The organism is Siphonobacter sp. BAB-5385 (assembly GCF_002261125.1).
In the GTDB taxonomy this organism is placed as follows: Bacteria; Bacteroidota; Bacteroidia; order Cytophagales; family Spirosomataceae; genus Siphonobacter.
Map to the genome: position 1 here is coordinate 1 of NZ_NMPS01000042.1, position 19,299 is coordinate 19,299.

At 51.0% G+C, this 19,299-nt stretch carries 14 protein-coding genes; 7 read left to right on the top strand and 7 right to left on the bottom strand.

Annotated elements, in window-relative coordinates:
• Positions 1 to 331 precede the first annotated feature (331 nt).
• Positions 332 to 2,263 carry an alpha/beta hydrolase-fold protein gene (locus tag BWI93_RS03960; protein WP_094808860.1) on the top strand — a complete coding sequence of 644 codons (1,932 nt, stop codon included), beginning with the start codon at positions 332 to 334 and terminating at the stop codon, positions 2,261 to 2,263.
• A 116-nt stretch (positions 2,264 to 2,379) separates the two neighbouring features.
• Here the strand turns inward: BWI93_RS03960 and BWI93_RS29390 are convergent, their stop codons facing one another.
• From BWI93_RS29390 to BWI93_RS27405, 6 genes are all read right to left on the bottom strand, one after another.
• Entirely contained in the window at positions 2,380 to 2,886 is a 507-nt protein-coding gene (locus BWI93_RS29390) for a hypothetical protein (RefSeq protein WP_369679095.1), read from the bottom strand.
• Positions 2,826 to 3,713, bottom strand: a complete 888-nt coding sequence (locus BWI93_RS29395) for a sugar-binding domain-containing protein (protein ID WP_369679096.1) — start codon at positions 3,711 to 3,713, stop codon at positions 2,826 to 2,828. Before BWI93_RS29395 ends, BWI93_RS29390 begins: the two co-directional genes overlap by 61 nt.
• The gene (locus BWI93_RS29400; protein WP_369679097.1) at positions 3,683 to 4,249 is read right to left on the bottom strand and encodes a hypothetical protein; all 567 of its coding nucleotides are present in this window, start codon (positions 4,247 to 4,249) and stop codon (positions 3,683 to 3,685) included. Before BWI93_RS29400 ends, BWI93_RS29395 begins: the two co-directional genes overlap by 31 nt.
• Before the next feature lie 114 nt (positions 4,250 to 4,363).
• Positions 4,364 to 5,422: an endo-1,4-beta-xylanase gene (locus BWI93_RS03970; RefSeq protein ID WP_094808861.1), complete on the bottom strand. Its 1,059-nt coding sequence runs from the start codon at positions 5,420 to 5,422 to the stop codon at positions 4,364 to 4,366.
• A gap of 56 nt (positions 5,423 to 5,478) precedes the next feature.
• Positions 5,479 to 6,492, bottom strand: coding sequence for a glycoside hydrolase family 43 protein (locus BWI93_RS03975; protein ID WP_255157718.1), 1,014 nt, complete (start codon positions 6,490 to 6,492; stop codon positions 5,479 to 5,481).
• A gap of 159 nt (positions 6,493 to 6,651) precedes the next feature.
• On the bottom strand, positions 6,652 to 6,855 hold the full coding sequence (locus BWI93_RS27405) for a hypothetical protein (protein ID WP_141217349.1): 204 nt from the start codon (positions 6,853 to 6,855) through the stop codon (positions 6,652 to 6,654).
• 703 nt (positions 6,856 to 7,558) lie between these two features.
• On the opposite strand from BWI93_RS27405, the gene BWI93_RS03980 reads away from it, so the two are divergent.
• The 6 genes from BWI93_RS03980 to BWI93_RS04000 all read left to right on the top strand — a co-directional run bounded on the left by BWI93_RS03980 (position 7,559) and on the right by BWI93_RS04000 (position 18,089).
• Positions 7,559 to 10,753 (top strand): TonB-dependent receptor, encoded by a 3,195-nt coding sequence (locus BWI93_RS03980; protein WP_094808863.1) that lies wholly within the window; start codon positions 7,559 to 7,561, stop codon positions 10,751 to 10,753.
• A gap of 13 nt (positions 10,754 to 10,766) precedes the next feature.
• Positions 10,767 to 12,584 (top strand): RagB/SusD family nutrient uptake outer membrane protein, encoded by a 1,818-nt coding sequence (locus BWI93_RS03985; protein ID WP_094808864.1) that lies wholly within the window; start codon positions 10,767 to 10,769, stop codon positions 12,582 to 12,584.
• Between the two features lie 140 nt (positions 12,585 to 12,724).
• On the top strand, positions 12,725 to 16,150 hold the full coding sequence (locus tag BWI93_RS03990; protein ID WP_094808865.1) for a ThuA domain-containing protein: 3,426 nt from the start codon (positions 12,725 to 12,727) through the stop codon (positions 16,148 to 16,150).
• A 150-nt stretch (positions 16,151 to 16,300) separates the two neighbouring features.
• Entirely contained in the window at positions 16,301 to 17,101 is an 801-nt protein-coding gene (locus BWI93_RS03995) for an SDR family oxidoreductase (RefSeq protein ID WP_094808867.1), read from the top strand.
• Between the two features lie 69 nt (positions 17,102 to 17,170).
• Positions 17,171 to 17,452, top strand: coding sequence for a hypothetical protein (locus tag BWI93_RS29405; protein ID WP_369679098.1), 282 nt, complete (start codon positions 17,171 to 17,173; stop codon positions 17,450 to 17,452).
• Positions 17,403 to 18,089, top strand: coding sequence for a helix-turn-helix domain-containing protein (locus BWI93_RS04000; protein WP_369679099.1), 687 nt, complete (start codon positions 17,403 to 17,405; stop codon positions 18,087 to 18,089). Before BWI93_RS29405 ends, BWI93_RS04000 begins: the two co-directional genes overlap by 50 nt.
• 78 nt (positions 18,090 to 18,167) lie before the next feature.
• Here BWI93_RS04000 and BWI93_RS04005 read toward each other — a convergent pair whose 3' ends face one another.
• Positions 18,168 to 19,109: an AraC family transcriptional regulator gene (locus BWI93_RS04005; RefSeq protein WP_094808866.1), complete on the bottom strand. Its 942-nt coding sequence runs from the start codon at positions 19,107 to 19,109 to the stop codon at positions 18,168 to 18,170.
• Between the last annotated feature and the right edge of the window lie 190 nt (positions 19,110 to 19,299).

Below are 19,299 nucleotides of genomic sequence, written 5' to 3' on the forward strand. Positions count from 1 at the left end.
GATAGGACGGGGCCTGGATTTAAGTCGTCCATGTCGTCTTTCTGTTGTATTCCAACAACTAACCAATAATTACCGTCAGAAAATGAAAACCTCTCCCGCCCTTGAGCAACGGAGTAACCTGCCTCGCGGGCAATGCGGTAGGCCTGAGCTAAGCTAGGCAGTTACGGAGAGGCTCAAGGGCTACTAGCCAGCTAGTAAGGAGAATCAAACCCCGTCTAGGTGAATAACGCTCTTATAGAGTGAAGCTTATGGCATAAAGATAAGCTATTGGCCATGCTTACGGCACGAAACTCCATCTGTTCAAACGACCTAATTAAACGATCTATAACGCATGAACCTTAAATCCCTATTCCTCAGTACCGTTTGGGTCGTAACCTGGGGTACTGTCCTGGCTCAGCCCACGGTAAAAGAAGCCCCCAAAGGTTTTGATGTTTCCCGCTCCGACATCGCCCACGGGAAACTCGATACAGTAAGCTACGATTCAAAAACGGTGGGCGTCAAACGGAAAGCTCTGGTGTACACCCCACCCGGATACGCCAAAAACAAGAAGTACCCCGTTTTGTACCTGTTACACGGGATCGGCGGCGATGAGAAAGAGTGGCTGAACGGCGGCAAACCTCAGGTCATTCTGGATAACCTGTACGCCGAAAACAAACTCGAACCCATGATCGTCGTCATGCCCAATGGGCGGGCCATGAAGGATGACCGTCCGATTGGCAATATTTTCGACAAGGAAAAAGTAGAAGCGTTCAGTACCTTCGAAAAGGACCTGTTGAACGATCTGATTCCATTTGTCGAGAAAAAATACCCCGCCTTGAAGGACCGCGAACATCGGGCCATTGCGGGTCTTTCGATGGGCGGCGGACAGTCCCTAAACTTCGGTCTGGGCAATCTCGACAAATTCGCCTGGGTCGGCGGCTTCTCTTCGGCTCCCAATACCAGAAAGCCGGAAGAACTGGTACCCAATCCCGAGGAAGCTAAAAAGAAGCTGAAACTGCTCTGGATTTCCTGCGGTGACAAGGACAACCTGATTACCTTCAGCAAACGCACGCACGACTATCTCTACGAGAAAAAGGTACCGCACGTGTACTACGTCGAACCGGGTGTACATGATTTTAAAGTCTGGAAAAACGGGCTGTACATGTTTTCTCAGTTTCTCTTCAAGCCCGTTGATGTCGCTTCCCTTTCCAAGTACACGGTGCTGGGTACATCGGCGACTACCAATATTCGCAACGCCTCGTATCCGCAGATTTTACCGGATAATCGGGTGGTGTTTCGGGTAAAAGCACCCGAGGCTCAGAAAGTACAGGTAGACCTGGGTAAGAAGTACGACATGGTGAAAGATACCAGCGGATTCTGGACGGTCACGACGGATTCCGTAAGCCGGGGTTTTCACTACTATTCCCTGCTGATTGATGGAATGGCCGTAGCCGATCCAGCCAGTGAGTCGTTCTACGGGATGAGTCGGATGGCCAGTGGCATTGAAATTCCGGACCCGGATGGCAGCTACTTTGCTATGAAAGATGTACCACACGGCGACATTCGCATGAAACGGTACTTTTCGCCCGTGACGAATAGCTGGCGGCGGGTGTACGTGTATGCTCCTCCGGGCTACGACAAGAATACCAGCGAGAAATATCCGGTTCTGTACCTCTTGCACGGCGGTGGGGAAGATGAACGCGGCTGGGCCACTCAGGGGAAAACGGATTTGATTCTGGATAATCTGATTGCCGATCAGCAGGCCAAACCCATGCTGGTGGTTATGCTGGATGGCAACGTGAGTATGGGCGGCGGACTGGCGGGTTTCAACGAAAACGTACTGAAAGCCTTCGAAAGTGAGTTGAAGCAGGCGGTGATCCCCCTGGTGGAAAGTAACTACCGCGTGAAGACGGAAGCGGGCAACCGGGCCCTGGCGGGCTTGTCGATGGGTGGTCTGCAAACCCTGTACGCGGGCGTGAAAAACACCAATCTCTTTTCGTATCTGGGTGTATTCAGCTCGGGTTGGTTTGCCAATAACCCAACGCTCACCGATCCGCAGTACGCGTTCATGAAAACCAATGCTTCGACCATCAATGCCAACCTGAAACAGCTCTGGATTTCGATGGGTGGACCCGAAGACATTGCGTTCCAGAACTGCAAAATCATGCGACAGAAATTCGATGAAATGGGAATCAAGTATCAGTATAGCGAATACCCCGGTGGGCATACCTGGCCCGTCTGGCGGCATGATCTATACTCGTTTGTGCCCTTGCTATTTAAATAAAGTGCTGCCCATCTAACCCCGCAAATCTCTGTTTTCGACGGCTGATAGGCTGGCGTTAAACAGGGGAAATAAAAAAATCCACCCGCCTGGGTGGATTTTTTTGTTCATCATCCGCCTTACTGGTCCGTTCGGAACGGAGAGGCGGGTAAGCCTTCTTTGTTGTAAAGATTCGCATGAACTGGATTGTCCGCCCAGGCGTAACGCACGTACTGGGGATTAGGCACTTCATCACTCCAGACGACTACTTTGTCGCCCTCAATCCGGGCCTGGGCCCAGACAAATTTCTTATCACTGCCCGCAATGGCGAAGTCACCCAGAGGCTCGCCATCGATGGCCTGTAATCCACTGCCGACATTCGTAAAGCTGAGGTTTATTTTATTGCCCTGTATCGTAGCCGACTGAAATAGCGGCCCGGAAGCGACGATGTTTTCGTGGTAAACCAAGTTCAGGGCCGTTTGGGCCAGTCGTTCGCCCACGTCTTTTTTGTTATCGGGGTGAATGTCATTCCATTCCCCCAAGTCAATCGCCACCGCCATCGCCGTATGGGGTACCGAAAGCGTTTTCAGCTGAGCTTCCCGCATGGAGGCCCAGTTACTCTCGCCGGGCAGGTACTGGTAATCCATGTAGCCGGGTAGCTGTACGTAAAAAAGGGCAGCGATTCCTGCTGCCAGAGCCGCCGCCAGTCCTGAATCAGGGCGGGTAACAGTTGGGCATACAGCTGCGATTGTCCGGTATTCGTTTCTCCCTGATACCAACAAAACCCTTTGATTGCGTACGGAAGAATGGGAGCTACCATGGCATTAAACAAAGCCGCCGGCTGATTATTGGGATTCAGGCCCGCCTGAAACTCGCCCCGAGGCAGGGGTTTAAACACGGAACCGACTTTATACTGCCAGGTGCCTTTCAGGTCCACTGTATCAGCCCCGGCGAAAAGGCAGTAGGGTTTGTCCGGCACGAAACCGCCTCTTCCGGCCGTATTCGTCACCCGAACTACGATACTGTTTTTCCCTGCCTTCAGTACGTTCGCAGGAACGGGATAGCGTCGCTGCGGGTACTGATAGGTCGTTTTGCCAATGAGGGTTCCGTTGATGTAGAGTTCATCCGCATCCACAATCCGACCCAGAAAAACCTTAGCGGCTTTTCCCGCCATTGATGCCGGGATTTCCAGTTCCCGGCGGTACCAGACAACACCGTTTAAATCCCTGATTCCCTGATCTTCCCAGTAGCCGGGCACGTTGATCGGACGCCAGCCCTTGGAGGGATCATTGGTTTCATACCACTTCGGCGAGGCTTCCATGCCGGCATCGACTGGGACTGTGGGAACCGTAACTCTTCGCTTCAGACTTTGTACGTAGGCCGTGTCTTTATTTTTTTGCAGCGTCGCGATTGCATCGGGAAAGTTTCGAAGGCCTTCCTCACTCATCCAGGCTTCGATGGGTGTGCCACCCACGCTGGCGTTGATGATGCCGATGGGGACTTTATACCGTTGATACAGCGTTTTTGCGAAAAATAGGCGACCGCCGAAAAGGGCCGCACATCTTCACCCACGGCGGCTTTCCACTGGCCCTGCGGTAACTCGGCCTGCGGGCTTTGCAGGTTGGATAGCGTGGGCACCCAGAACTGCCGGATTTGGGGGTAGTTAGCCGTTCTGATTTCCTCCGCGTAAGTGACATCGTGAATGTTCAGCTGGTGCACCATGTTACTCTGACCGCTGCAAAACCAGACGTCTCCCAACAGAATATCCTGAATGCTAATCCGGTTACTGCCGGCAATCTCCATCTGAAAAGGACCGCCAGCGGGTAGGGCGGGTAAGGTAACCTGCCATTTGCCATCGCTTGGGGTCGTCGCTTTGTAGGTCTTGTTTTTGAAGCGTACGGTTACTTTTTCGCCGGGCTTGGCCCAGCCCCAAATCTTCAATGGTGTATCCCGTTGGAGGATCATACCATCACTAATGAACTTAGGCAGGCGAACTTGAGCGGAAGCCACTACACTGAGTAGAACAAAAAAAGGAAAGGAATTTTTCGCATCGGATGTTTATGTATTAGGTGAAAAAGGCCACGGGATGCAGCCTTTTTCGGGGTATGGTGGAGGTAAGAAAACCTAAAACTTCACGACTCCTTCGTAGGCTTTCTTGGGTTGGCCCTTTTCATCGAAGAGTAGCGGATAGTCTTTTCGACCGGGAACGGGAAAATTGTCCAGCCAGGAGTAGCGATCCGATAGATTCCAGAAGGTAATCCCCGTCAGCTTATCCCGATTTTTCCGGAATACGTCAAAAATCATTTTGTACTGAGCCACCTGCTTTTCACGCATGGTCTCGGTGAACTCGCTTTTGTCCGTTTCCCGCCGCTGGCGGCGTTCGTGTTCTTTGGCGTACACCGACAGGTCCAGTTCGGTAATCTGCACTTTCAGGCCCAGACCGGCAAACTTGTCAATCGACGCCTGAAGCTCCTGAGCCGTCGGTTCGTAAATCGACCAGTGGCCCTGCAAACCCACACCGTGAATAGGGATTTTTTTATCCGTTAGTTTTTTCAGAATCTGGTAAATACGCTCCCGTTTGCTGGCATTTTCGGTGTTGTAATCATTGTAGAAGAGCTGAGCGGTAGGGTCGGCTTCGTGGGCGTATTCGAAGGCTTTTTCGATGTAGTCTTCGCCGATGATCTCATAAAACTTCGATTTCCGATACAGGCTTGTCCCCGTATCCGGAACGGCTTCATTGACTACATCCCAGGCGTAAATCTTCCCTTTGTACCGGCCCATGACATCGGTAATATGCCGCTTGAGTCGGGCCAGCAATACCTCGCGACTGACGGTTTTTCCTTCGGCATCGGTAAAGAGCCACCGGGGCGTCTGGTTATGCCAGCAGAGCGTATGGCCGCGTAGTTTGATGTTGTTTTGCTGAGCGAAGTCCGCAATCGCATCAGCATCGGCCCAGTTGTACCGATTTTCTTCCGGGTGAATGGGACCCATTTTCATGGCATTTTCCGGCGTCATGCTGTTAAACTGAGCTTTGATCAGATCAGCTTCGGGACCGGGCTGCACCATGCGGGGGTTAACGGCGACCCCAATGGGGAAGTAGTCTTTATAGTAATCTTTTAAACCCTTTTCCGGAGCTACCAAAGCCGTTGTCAGTAGCAGGACTAGCAGTGAACGTTTACGCATAACTTAACAGGATTTAGAGGTGAACTGCCAATTAATAGTCTGTACACACGAAAACTTTACTTGTACGCATCAATGGTTTGGATCGTTCCGTCCGGATTATACTTCAGCTCCGTCACTTTCACGTTGCGAAGGTGCGTTTTGCCGGAGAGCTGTACGTCGTGGTAGAACAGGTACCATTTTTTATTTACCTCCACGATGGAGTGGTGGGTCGTCCAGCCCAGCACGGGTTTTAGCAAAATCCCCTGGTACGTGAAAGGGCCATACGGACTATCGCTGATGGCGTAACACAGGTTATGCGTATCGCCGGTGGAGTAGGAGAAGTAGTACTTGCCCTGGTACCGATGCAACCAGGCCCCTTCGAAAAAGCGTTTATCGCTATCTTTTTCCAGAAATGGTTTTCCGTTTTTGTCCAGCAGCTGAATCTCCCGAACGGGCTCGGCGAGTGTCTTCATATCCTGATTCAGACGGACAACGCGGGGGAGGTACGCTACTTCTTCCGATTTCTTCAGGGCTCCGTCCGGATGATATTCGTTGGTGTCCCAGCGTTGTAACTGACCGCCCCAGATGCCTCCGAAGTACAGATACGCCTGGCCATCCGTATCCTGAAAAACGGTCGGATCAATGCTGTATGTACCCTTAATCGGCTCCGGTTCAGCTTTGAACGGACCCGTGGGACTTTTGCTGGTTGCCACACCGATGCGGAAAATATCCTGTTTGTCTTTCGCCGGGAAATAGAGGTAGTACGTACCGTTTTTATAGGCTACATCCGGAGCCCAAAGCTGACGGCCCGCCCAGGGAACGTCTTTAAGATCCAGAGCAACGCCGTGGTCTTTGACAGGACCTCCGATTTTATCCATGGATAGCACATGGTAATCCCGCATGGCAAAGTGCCCGCCGTCGTCGTCTCTCTTGACGTTTTCCGCGTCAATATCGTGCGAAGGATAAATATAAATTTTTCCGTTGAAGACGTGAGCGGAAGGATCTGCCGTATAGATGTGCGATACGAGGGGTTGGGAAATCGGGTTTTTACCACCATTAGTCTGAGCAAAGCTGGTGAGGCTAGCTGCCATCCAGGCCGCCAGAGCCAGGGGTTTAAAGACGCGTTGCATATGGTTTAACGTTTATGAATTTCAATCTAAAAGACTTGGTGCCACGGCTGAAGTGTAGAGGCTCACTTCGCTAGACAAAACTTTTCGGTTTTGGAACTAACAACGCCAACGCTCACCGTACTACCCTAATTCGGGTCGATGAATCGTATATGCCGTATAGGGTCCCGCGTTTTCGCAACCCATCCTTACTCGAACCAGTCCATTTCCTGCCCCACGGAGCGGATTTTTTTCGCTACAAACCCGGAAAAGGGAAGCCGCTGACGTATTGGCCCAAACGCGGATACAGGGGATAAAGTCACTAGAGGTCTGTACCGCATAATTCATCGAAAGCTCAGGTTAAGACGAAGAGATATCAGGTTGGCTGTTTCGTACAGGCTGACCACGGTTAACCCTTCTTGTTGGTATGGGAATGAGCGGCTGATGGTCCGAAGAAATAGCTTTTACTGCTGTTCCAAGATCGTCAAACGGGTGTACCTCGCTGCTTTATACGTCAGATTTTAGTATCATTATTCAATAAAATAGTACAGATCACTACTCCAGCCGAGCCCAGATAACTCAACCCTGAAAAATGAAAAAGTGGTCTCATTAGCTGGAATCTAAGGTTCGTACGGGCATGCCTGATACCGATTAAAATTTTTACGAATTAACGTCTAATTTTTTTAAGTGTCTTGTTGACGCTTTAAAAAACTTTAATAGATTTGCTATTGTATTATGGCAATGAAAAATTGAATCTTCCCTATGATCCTTGAACCGCGGCAAGGAGGCCATACTATGAAAATTATCCACCTATAACCTCAATGAAGTAGTTTTTCCAGACCGATTACGCATTAATCTCTAAAACCAATTTATCTCTTTATCCTCCCGCATTTCTATTCACCTTCCAACAGGAAGGGAGGCTGGTAGTATTGGGTCCTTACCACCCAATAGAAGCGTTTCATCTTTCTGATTATCCAGTTGAGACTATGACTTTCATAGCCTCCCAGGACCTCTTTTAACTTTTTCAGCCAATGGTTTTAACGCTAAACACATGAAAGAAAAACTATTTCTATTTTTTAAAGTGTCATTCTTACACGTATTGACGCTCGGTGCACTCCCCTTATCCGCCTGGGCCGTCGTAGAAACGGAGGAGCGGCTCACGCAACCTGTACGCGAGGTAAAACGGGTCGGGAAAAAACTGACGGGCGTGGTAAAGGACGAGCAGGGACAGCCCTTACCCGGGGTAAACGTGTCGATCAAAGGTACCGTGAAAGGTACATCCACGAATGCAGACGGCGTTTACAGCATCGATGGGGTACAGGACCAGGACGTACTGGTTTTCTCGTACATCGGCTACCTCAGCAAGGAACTGAGCGTTGGCAATGCAACCGTACTGGACGTTACGCTGAGTGCCGATACCAAAGCACTCGATGAAATCGTTGTGGTTGGTTACGGTACGCAGAAGAAAGCTACTGTTACGGGTTCTATCAGTAGTATCAAAGGGGATGCCATCGTGCAGGTGCCCGTACCGAACATTACGCAGTCGCTGGCGGGACGCGTCTCGGGGGTCAGTATGCGGCCCAACGGAGGTCAACCCGGCAAGGATGATCCCGATATTCACATTCGTGGGATTGTAACGACGGGCAACAACCGACCGCTGGTCGTGGTGGATGGGGTACGGCGGGATAACATTCGTCAGGTAGACCCGGCCAGCATCGAAAGCGTAACGATTCTGAAAGATGCTGCCGCCGTAGCTCCGTACGGAATTGGGGGAGCCAACGGGGTCATTCTGATTACCACCAAACGAGGTAAATCGGGCAAGCCTCAGGTACGCCTAAGCTCTTCGTACGGGTTTCAGAATCCAACGTATCTGCCAAAAGTGCTGAATGCGAAAGATTACATGGCTTTGCAAAATGAAGCCTATCTGAATCAGAATCCGGAAGGAACGAGTCTGCCGAACGACCCTAATCTGGTGAACAATTATGACCGTTTACACGAAGAAGATCCCTGGAAATATCCGAACTCCAACTTTGTGAAGGCTTTCAACAAGAACGTTCCCATTCAGAACCACATTTTGGAACTGAGCGGCGGTACGGACAACGTTACCTATCACGCGGGGCTGAGTTATTTTGATCAGAAGGGGATTTTCGATCCGGTGGGTTACAAGCGGTACAACTACAATTTGAGCGTAGAAATGGCGGCGACCCGGACGACCAAGATTGGAATGTCCTTGCTGGGAAGTATTGAAAATACGAAAGATGTAGATGCCGACGAATCGACGTCAGGCCACTTGTTCCGTAGCTTCTATAAATTTCTTCCGACGCAAAGCCTGATTTACCCCGAAGGCGACAAGTGGGGTGAGTCGTCGGCGAGCACGCCCATTGGGGTACTCCGTTCACCCGGTTATCGCCGTAACAATGCCAATACCTTACTCGGAACCCTGTTCGTGGAGCAGCAACTTGCGAAAGGACTCAGCGTGAAAGGCGTATTCAGCTATGACCCCTGGCAGCAGAATACCAAGCTCTGGCACGTACCCTTCGTGTACCACAAGATCGACCTGACCTCCCAACCGTACACCTACACCGATGCCATTTCGTTGCAGGAAGGCATGGGACGGCCTTTCCGCTGGCTCGGCTTAGAAAATACGCGGCGTACCAATTATACCACGCAGGGGTATTTGAACTATACGGGTACGTTTGGCTCGCACGCCATTACCGGATTAGCCGTAGTAGAGATGCGGAAAACGACCCAGGAATCCATGACGACCCGACGCAACAACTTCGCCATTGGCATTGATGAGTTGAGTTTCGGGAGTTCCGACAAACTGGATTACGATAACTCCGGAACCTCTTCGACGGGTAGTGAGCTGGGCTTCGTGTATCGCTTAGGCTATACATACAAGGATAAACTGAGTCTGGAAGCCGCCGGACGTTACGACGGTCACTACTACTTTGCTCCGGGCAAACGCTGGGGATATTTCCCGGCCTTCTCAGCCGCCTGGCGAATTTCCGAGGAGTCGTTTCTGAAGGATGTAGGATTCATTAATGAATTCAAAATCAGAGGTTCCTGGGGGAAAGCGGGTATGTTGGCGGGTTCTCCCTTCCAGTACCAGGCGGGCTATGATTTACGCGGAGCGGCGTACGCCTTTGGCAATGGTACGCTGGTGCAAGCCTCTTCGGTTCCCCGGGAGCCTAACCCTTACATCACCTGGGAAATCTCCACGAAAACGGATATTGGCTTTGATCTGAATCTCTGGAATTCGCTGCTGAACGTGGAGTTTGACTACTTCCACGAAAACCGAACGGGCATGTTGCTGGCTCCTCAGGTCACCTTACCCGTTGAATACGGCTTGTCGTTGTCGCAGGAAAATAAAGGCCGCATGAACAGTGATGGCGTCGAGCTGAATATTGGCACCCGTCGTAAAATCGGCAAGGATATTGATTTCTCCGTCAACGCTAACCTGACGTATTCCATCAACCGGATGCTGGAAGTATTCCAGACGGATGCGGAAGCCCGTAACCCCAACCGGACTAAAGTGGGTCGGCAATTCGGTACACCCTACGGGTATAAGTCAATGGGTTTATTCAAGACGTCGGATGATGTCAACGGCGACGGCGTAATTGATGCCAAAGATGGCTACAACGTTACCCAATTCGGAGCCCTGCATCCGGGTGATATTCGCTACGCGGATCTGAGCGGTCCGGATGGCATTCCGGATGGGGTCATCAATGATTTTGATTTGACCGTCATTGGAAATCCCGTGTATCCCGCTCTTACGTTTGGTATTACACCGAGCATCAACTGGAAGGGATTTGACCTCTCCCTCTTTTTCCAGGGTAGTGGCAAGTCGAGCCTGAATATTCGCCAATTCCTGACGGTTCCTTTCGAGAACAACGGCAGCAATACGGGCTATGAGTACTTAGACAATCGCTGGACTCCCGAGCGTCAAAATGCCAAATATCCCCGGTCTACGCCAGCTCCGTATGCCAACAATACCAAAGACAGCGACTTCTGGATGGTCAATGCCAGCTACCTGCGTCTGAAAACGCTGAATTTCGGGTATACGCTGCCGAAATCGCTGTTAGGAAAAGCCCACATTGGCTCCGCCCGGTTGTATTTCACGACGCAAAACCTGCTCACCTTCAGCCGCATCAAACACGTCGATCCCGAGATGGGCTACACGGATCGGGAAACGGCCTATCCGGTGATGAAAGCCACGACGTTTGGAATTGATCTAACCTTTTAACTGAACCTATACGATGAATCGCTTCCTTACCAATGCAAGGGTACTTGGACTGAGCCTGTTGGTGCTTACCCTGCCCATGGCGTGCGAAACGGATAAGTTTCTGGAGAACGTCAATAAAGCCAATTTAACGGATTTGACGCAGTGGGAGTCGGAAACCAACGCGGACGTTTTCCTGAATGATGTCTATAGTCAGATTCCGAATAAGCTCAATCAAACCGAGAGCCTTGATTACTATACGGATGACTACAACATCAGTCATTACTACACCGCCGCCAACTGGCGAATCGGTATCACCATCGTTCCTTCGACTAGTACCGACAATCCCTGGGGAGGTACGCACGGGCCTACGTACGGCTACACCTGGGAGAATTTTTTCGTGAAAATCCGGAAGGTGAATACGTTCATCCAGAAGATTACGGAAAACAAAGCCAATTACTCGGAAGCCTATTACAATAAACGCATGGACGAAGCCCGGTTCCTGCGGGCGTTTTTCTACAGCGAATTTTTTGTCCACATCGGCGGCCTGCCCATTTTGACGGAACCGCTGGATCGCACCAAAATGAGCACCGAGCAATTGCAAAAGCCCCGAGAGACCTTTGCTGATACGTATAATTTTATCGTCAGTGAACTCGATCAGGTGGTAAAAAATGGGAACCTGGACGTGAAGTACAGCCTCTCCCAACGCGATGCCGGACGGGCGACCCTCGGAGCGGCCCTGGCTCTGAAAGGCTGGATAGAGCTTTTCGCGGCGAGTCCGCTGTTCAACACCGCGACGCCTTATTTATCCGATCCGGGAAAGTTTGTCCATTTCGGCAATTACGACCCTTCCCGATGGGCTAAAGCGGCGGCTACGAACAAAGCCTTTATTGATGCATACGGAAATGGTAAAAACTACAACCTGTTTCCGGATTTGAAAAACCTCTGGCGTACGGCAAATGAGTACAACTCGGAAGTAATCTGGGATCGTCAGGTGGTAGCGAACGTGGCGAATATGGGAGGCAGTTACGAAAGCCGGGGCGGCCCAACCTACGTGCTGGGCGAGTACCGTTCCTGGGGAAACTACAATCCGACGCAGGAACTGGTGGATCAGTTTGCGATGGCGAACGGTAAACCCATTACGGATCCTACCTCGGGCTATAATCCGCAAAACCCCTACGTCAACCGGGAGAAGCGGTTTTATGATTTCATTGTGTACGATGGAGCTCCCTACAAACTGGACTGGATGCCCCGGGCGGATACGATCTACACCCGTATCGATTTGACGTTACCGAACCCTGACCGTACCAATCAGATTGACCTGGCGGGTAAAACGGACGTGGGCGATTCGGGCTATTACCAGAAAAAACGGCTCAATCCCGATGCCGCTCCCGGCAATGATGCCAGTGGTCAGAATTACGTCTTCTACCGCTACGCGGAAGTACTGCTCAACTACGCCGAAGCTCAGAATGAAGCCACGGGTCCCGATGGAGGGGTATACGATGCCATCAACAAAATCCGGGCTCGTTCCGAATTGGCTCCCTTACCACAGGGCTTAACCAAAGATCAGATGCGGGAAGCCATTTACCGGGAAAGAAGGGTGGAGTTGTGTTTCGAAGATAAACGCTTCCTCGACAACAAACGCCTGGCGAAGGCCGAGGAGGTGATGGGTAAGCCCCGTCATAACATGGTCATTCGCAACGCCGTACCTGCGAATAATTCAGGGGTTTGGGTGTACACCATCGAACCCGAGAAGAAGTATACGGTTAAATTCGACAAGAAGCAGTACATGAACCCGATTCCGCAGAACGTCCTGGATCAGAATCCGGGCATCAAACAGAATCCGGGATACTAAGCGTCAGGGGAGGCCTTTCATTCTTCTGAGATGGAAGGCCTCGCTTTGCCAGGTGCTAAGTAGTTTTTCTCTTAAACGCTTCGTACGAAAGTGTCTAATGGAAAAAATGAAGCGAAATCCTTATCTCATTCTTATTGGTCATGAATCTCATCAAGCTAAACTTCTGGATCGGTCGACGGAAAAAAGGGGTGTTACTGGCCCTTTGGGCCGTCTGCCTGCCCGCAACCCTGCTGGTTGCCCAGACAACTAAAAAAGTTGCCGTCAAAACGGCCTCGCCATCGGCCAGTACCAAGCGAATTCTGGTGTTTTCGAAAACATCGGGATTTCGTCACGCGTCCATCCCGGCGGGTAAAAAAGCCCTACTCAAGCTGGGCAAGGAGCGGGGTTTTCTGGTCGATACGACGGAAAATGCAGCGGCCTTTGAGGAATCCAACCTCAAACGGTACAACGCCGTAGTCTTTTTGAGCACCACGGGCACGATTCTCGATGCCTCGCAGAAGGCCGCTTTTGAGCGGTACATTCAGGCGGGGGGCGGTTATGCCGGTATTCACGCGGCGGCCGATACGGAGCATGACTGGCCCTGGTACAATCAGCTGGTCGGGGCCTACTTTCTGAGTCACCCGCAGCAGCAGAACGCGGAGATTGAAATCCTGGATTCCAGCCATCCGTCCACCAAAATGCTCCCTAAACGCTGGAAGCGGTATGATGAATGGTATAACTACAAGAGCATTGTTCCCGAAATCAAAGTACTAGGTAACCTGGACGAGAAAACCTACAAGGGAGGCAAGAACGGCGACAATCACCCGTTCATCTGGCACCGGGATTTTGACGGCGGCAAATCCTTTTATACGGGAGGCGGCCATACGGATGAATCCTTCAGCGATACGCTTTTTCTACAGCACATCATGGGCGGGATTGAATCGGTCTGGTCTAGTCAGTTGGACTATAAAAAGGCCCACACGCACCCGTATCCCGAGGAAAACCGCTTTGTGCACGAAGTGTTGAAGGCGGGTCTGGATGAACCTACGGAACTAGCGGTACTGGACAACGGGAAGGTGCTTTTTGCGGAACGGAAAGGAGCCTTGAAACTGTACGATCCCGGCAAAAAAACGATTAAAACCGTTGCGAACTTTCCGGTGTATACCAAGTTTGAATACGGCCTGATGGGACTTAACATCGACCCTGATTTCAGGCAGAATAAATGGATTTACGTCTATTATTCACCCAGTACCGGAAATACGCCCGCCGATACTGCTCAGCACCTTTCCCGCTTTGTGTACGACGAAGGCCGCGATACGGTCATGATGAACACGGAAAAGGTCCTCTTAACCGTACCGGTCAAACGGACGGGCTGTTGCCACACGGGCGGATCGATTGCCTGGGATCGGAAAGGTAATTTATACCTGTCGACGGGCGATGATACCAATCCTTTCAACTCCAACGGCTTTGCTCCGATGGACGAACGGGCCGAACGCAGCGGCTGGGATGCCCGGTATACGTCTGCCAACACCAACGACTTACGGGGTAAAATCCTGCGTATTCATCCCGAGCCGAATGGTACGTATACCATTCCCGAGGGAAACTTGTTTGCTGCGGGAACGGAGAAAGCCCGTCCTGAAATTTACGTGATGGGCAACCGAAATCCGTATCGCATTGCGGTGGATCAGCGTACCAATTACCTCTACTGGGGCGAAGTGGGTCCGGACGCGGGGCAGAATAGCGAACAGTTCGGTCCCCGTGGTCACGATGAGGTGAATCAGGCTCGGAAAGCCGGAAACTTCGGTTGGCCGCTGTTTGTGGCCGACAACCGCCCTTACCGGGCCCGTAGTTTCGGAGATAGTACGACGAAAGCCTTGTTTGACCCGGCAAAACCCATTAATGATTCGCCCCATAATACGGGCCTGAAAGAATTGCCAGCGGCCCAGAAAGCTTTTATCTATTATCCCTACGCGGATTCGCCCGAATTCGGTCCCATTGTGGGCAAAGGAGCCCGAAACGCCATGGCCGGATCGGTGTACTATTACGACGATTATCCCGAAACGGCGGTTAAGTTTCCCCGGTACTACGACGGTAAGTTGTTTGCCTACGACTGGACGCGAGACTGGATTCACCCGGTAACCATGAATCCGAACGGCGATTACGTATCTATGGAAACGTTCATGCCCAACACGAAGTTTTCGCACGTCATCGATATGCAGTTTGCCAAGGACGGCTCTTTGTATACGATTGAATACGGTCAGCAGTGGTTTACGGCCAATGCCGATGCCCGACTGTCCCGAATCACCTACAACACCGGAAACCGCAAGCCCGTAGCGAAAGCCCTCGCTAGTAAGCTAAACGGAGCCGCCCCGCTGACGGTGAAGTTCGATGCCCGCGAATCCATCGATTACGACGGCGATGCTTTGACGTACGACTGGAATTTTGGTGGCGGAATCCCCCGGCAAAAAACCGTTACCCCAAGCGTTACCTTTCAGAAGCCGGGTACGTATCCCGTTACGCTAAAAGTAAGCGACCGACTGGGAAATTCAGCGACGACCAACCTCACCATTAAGGTAGGCAATGCTGAACCGCAGGTGGAAATTGTGTTAAAAGGCAACAAAACCTTCTACTTTCCCGATCAGCCTATTACGTACGCGGTCAACGTGAGCGACAAGGAGGATGGGAAAATCCAGCAGGGCATTACCGAAGACGAGGTGACCGTTACCATCGACTATCTCGAAGGCTTTGATAAAACCATGCTGGCTCAGGGCCATCAGGCCAATACGGGAGCTTCGACGGGCAAACGATTGATTGACTTAAGTGATTGTAAGGCCTGCCACACGGTGGATAAAAAATCAGTGGGTCCTTCGTATATGGATGTAGCCAAGAAATACCGGGGTAATGCTCAGGCCGAGCGAAAGCTGGCCAGCAAAGTAATCGCCGGTGGTGGGGGCGTATGGGGTGAACAGGCCATGAGTGCTCACCCCCAACTGAAAGAAGAAGAAGCCCTGGACATGGTGCGGTACATTCTTTCGCTGGCGAGCAGAAAGCCCGTGAATCGGCAACCCGTAGCGGGCCAGTACAAGCCCGTATCGCAGAAAAAGGACGGTTCGTACGTACTGACGGCCAGTTACACCGACAAAGGAAACGGACTGATTGGTCCCCTGACCAACTCATCTACGCTCGCCTTGCGTTCGCCGTACCTGGAAGCCGGAGCGGCGGATGGGAAAAGTGAAGTAGTGGTGTACGAGATTACGCCTAAAGTTCCTTACGCAATTGGCCTGAAATCGGGTAGTTATCTGCTGTACAAGGGGATAGACCTGACCTCTGTGAAGGAAATTACGACCTCCGTTATTGCGTCTAAAGAGCGATTTGCCGGGGGCGTCTTAGCCGTACACCTCGATTCACCCACGGGGCCCTTGGTAGGAGAAGTGGCGGTGCCTCAGGATAATAAGGGCGAATTGAAGATTCCGCTCCGGCAGGAGATGACGGGTATCCATCCCCTATACTTTGTCTTCAAAAATCCGTCTGCCGGGCAGAAACCTTTGTTTGCCTTCAATAAAATTAATTTTCTCGCTTCCAACTAAGGCTTCAGGCCCCGGAGAGTCATCGGACATTACGGGGCCTGATGCGTTCTGAGGATTCGTACCATTTTGGCTACAGGATTCTCCAGTTTTACTACAAGCCCAAACGGTAGGTAGCGGAGCTTTGTCTTTCGAAAGATGAAACGAAAAGAAATGACAAAGACGATTTTTATTACGGGTGCTTCGGCGGGGATTGGTAAGGCTACGGCAAAATTATTCGCGAGTAAAGGCTGGAAGGTCATTGCAACCATGCGTAAGCCGGAACTGGAGCAGGAGCTAACGCAACTCGATCAGGTGACGCTCCTGCCGCTGGACGTAACCAATCCCGAACAGATCAAAGCAACGACCCAGCAGGCCCTGGCACTGGGCGACATTGACGTCGTGTTCAACAATGCCGGGTACGCCTTGCTGGGAGCCCTGGAGGCCATTGCCGACGAGGAGCTGGTTCGGCAGATGGATACTAATTTTCTGGGCGTAGTTCGGGTGACGCAGGCGTTCATTCCGTACTTCCGCGAGCGAAAAAGCGGCCTGTTCATTACGACTGGCTCGTCGGCGGGTTTGATGGCCTTCCCGGTAAGTTCCATGTACGACGCCAGCAAATGGGCCCTGGAAGGCTGGAGCGAAAGCCTGTCCTTCGAATTGAACGCCTTAGGAATCGGTATTAAAACCATTGAACCCGGTATGGTAGCCACCGAAATCCAGAACCGATCCGTGATGGCCTCGCATCCGGATTACGATACGCTGTTGCACAAGTTTATGACGGCCATCACGTCTAGTCCCAACGGTTCTACGGCCGAGCAGATCGCGGAAGTGGTCTACGAAGCCGCTACTGATGGAACGAATACGTTGCGGTACGTGTGCGGCGAAGACGCCAAAGCCTTGTATGCCCAGCGGCTGGCTGTGGGGGACGAGGCCTTCCGGGAGGTAATCAAGCAAATGATTACTAAAATTTAACTGGATTCAGGAATTACTGGGTCGGTATTTCGGGTTACACCGAAGTATCGACCCTCTATTTATCAAACCATGAAAGGGGAACTTAAGCCTAAACCACGCGTCTTCCATTCCATCTCCGACTTACACCGGACGTTTGGTTTGCCGCAGCCCAGCCACCCGCTCATCAGTCTGTTGGAGTATAGCAAAGTCCAGCTGACTGCGGCCATGCTGACGCCCACGTTTTTGATGGATTTCTACCACATCACCTTCAACGCATCAGCGGGGTGTTCGATGAGATACGGCCAGACCACCTACGATTTCGATGAAGGGGACTCTTTTCACGGCACCGGGGCAGCCCCTGTCCGCCGTTGAAACGCCCGTGGCGACGATGGGCTTTACGCTGCTGATTCATCCCGATTTTCTACGGAATTATCCGCTGGATACCAAAATTAAAAACTACGGGTTTTTCTCGTACGCCGTTAACGAGTCATTACACCTTTCCGACAAGGAAAAGACCATCATTACGTCCATTGCCCGGAATATTGGTGACGAACTGGAAACGTCCATTGACGATGTCAGTCAGGATGTACTGATCTCCTTACTGGAATTGCTACTAAACTATAGTCAGCGATTTCACAAACGCCAGTTTATTACCCGAAAGCCCATCAACAACGCCTTGCTGGAACAGCTAGACCGGATTTTACACCAGTATTTCAACGATAAAACGGCTTTATTACAGGGCTTGCCGACCGTTCATTTTCTGGCGGAGCAACTGAATGTATCACCCCGCTACCTCGGCGATATGTTGCGTACGCTAACGGGTCATAATACCCAGCAACATATTCATTTAAAGCTGATTGAAAAAGCGAAGGAAATACTCACCCTCAGTAACCTGACGGTAGGAGAGATCGCCTATCAACTGGGATTTGAACACCCGCAGTCGTTCAGTAAACTGTTTAAATCAAAAACCAATCTGTCTCCGCTGGAATTCAGAGCGAGTTTTAATTGAAGCTGGTGGTAGGAAAGTGAATTGAAAATCAGTGTAATGCTGGCCCATAAAAGCGTCAACTTTCTAACAATCCCTAAGCTAACCAGCGGACCGTTCCGGAGGTATTTCACGGGCGAATAACCGTTTGAATTCCAACGGGGAAACGTTTGTTTTAATCTTGAATAATTTGCTAAAGGATTGTGGATGCTCGAAACCTAATTCATACGCTACTTCGCTGATCGACAACGTACTCGCTGACAGTTTTTCTTTGGCTATTTCAATGAGTTTGCCGTGAATATGCTGTTGGGCATTTTGTCCGGTCAGCGAACGAAGCAGATCACTCAAATAAGTGGGCGAGTAGTGTAACTGCTCAGCCAGATACTGAACGGTAGGAATGCCCGAACGTAAAGCCGTTCCGTCGTAAAAATAGCGATTCAGCAGCTCTTCTAGTTTGGGAAGCAACTCGTGGCTGATGGGTTTACGCGTGATAAACTGACGCCTGTAAAACCGATCAGCGTACGTGAGCAGGAGGTCAATTTGGGCAATGATCACTTCCTGGCTCAAGTCATCGATCCGACTGTTTAGCTCCTCTTCCATATGTTTAAAGACGGAGAGAATCGTCGTTTTTTCCTGGTCGGAAAGGTGCAGGGCTTCCGTAAGGGAATAGGAGAAAAAGCCATACTTCCGGATCTTTGAAGCAAGGGGAAAACCCTGTAGGAAGTCCGGGTGAATGAGCAGGGCATACCCCGCGTGATCGGTCGGTTCCCGATCCCGCCCCATGAGTTGATTCGGAGCCGCAAACAGCATACTTCCTTCGTCAAAATCATAATAACCCTGACCGTACCTGACTTTTCCGCTGCATTGCGTGATGAACGTAATCTTATAAAAGCTCAGCACATCATACTGGGGAAGTTTATTCGTATCAAACTGCTGATTCGTATTGTCCAGTAAACTAATCAGCGGATGCAGGGGCTTGGGCAAACCTAAGTACCGGTGCACCTCCGCAATGGATTCGAGTTTGATTGGAGTAGGGTGGTTCATTGTACAAGATAAACGTTGGGTTTAAATAGTTCCGTTTTTCGTCTCACGGGCATTGTTAACTAGTAGCACCGGTCCTTTCGGGAGAATTTCATGTTCGGACGATTAACTAACAATTAATTATTGGCGAGTTAGTGTAGTCGACGACATAAACCCGATTCCCGTCCTATCACATTCCATGTCGGAATTCCAT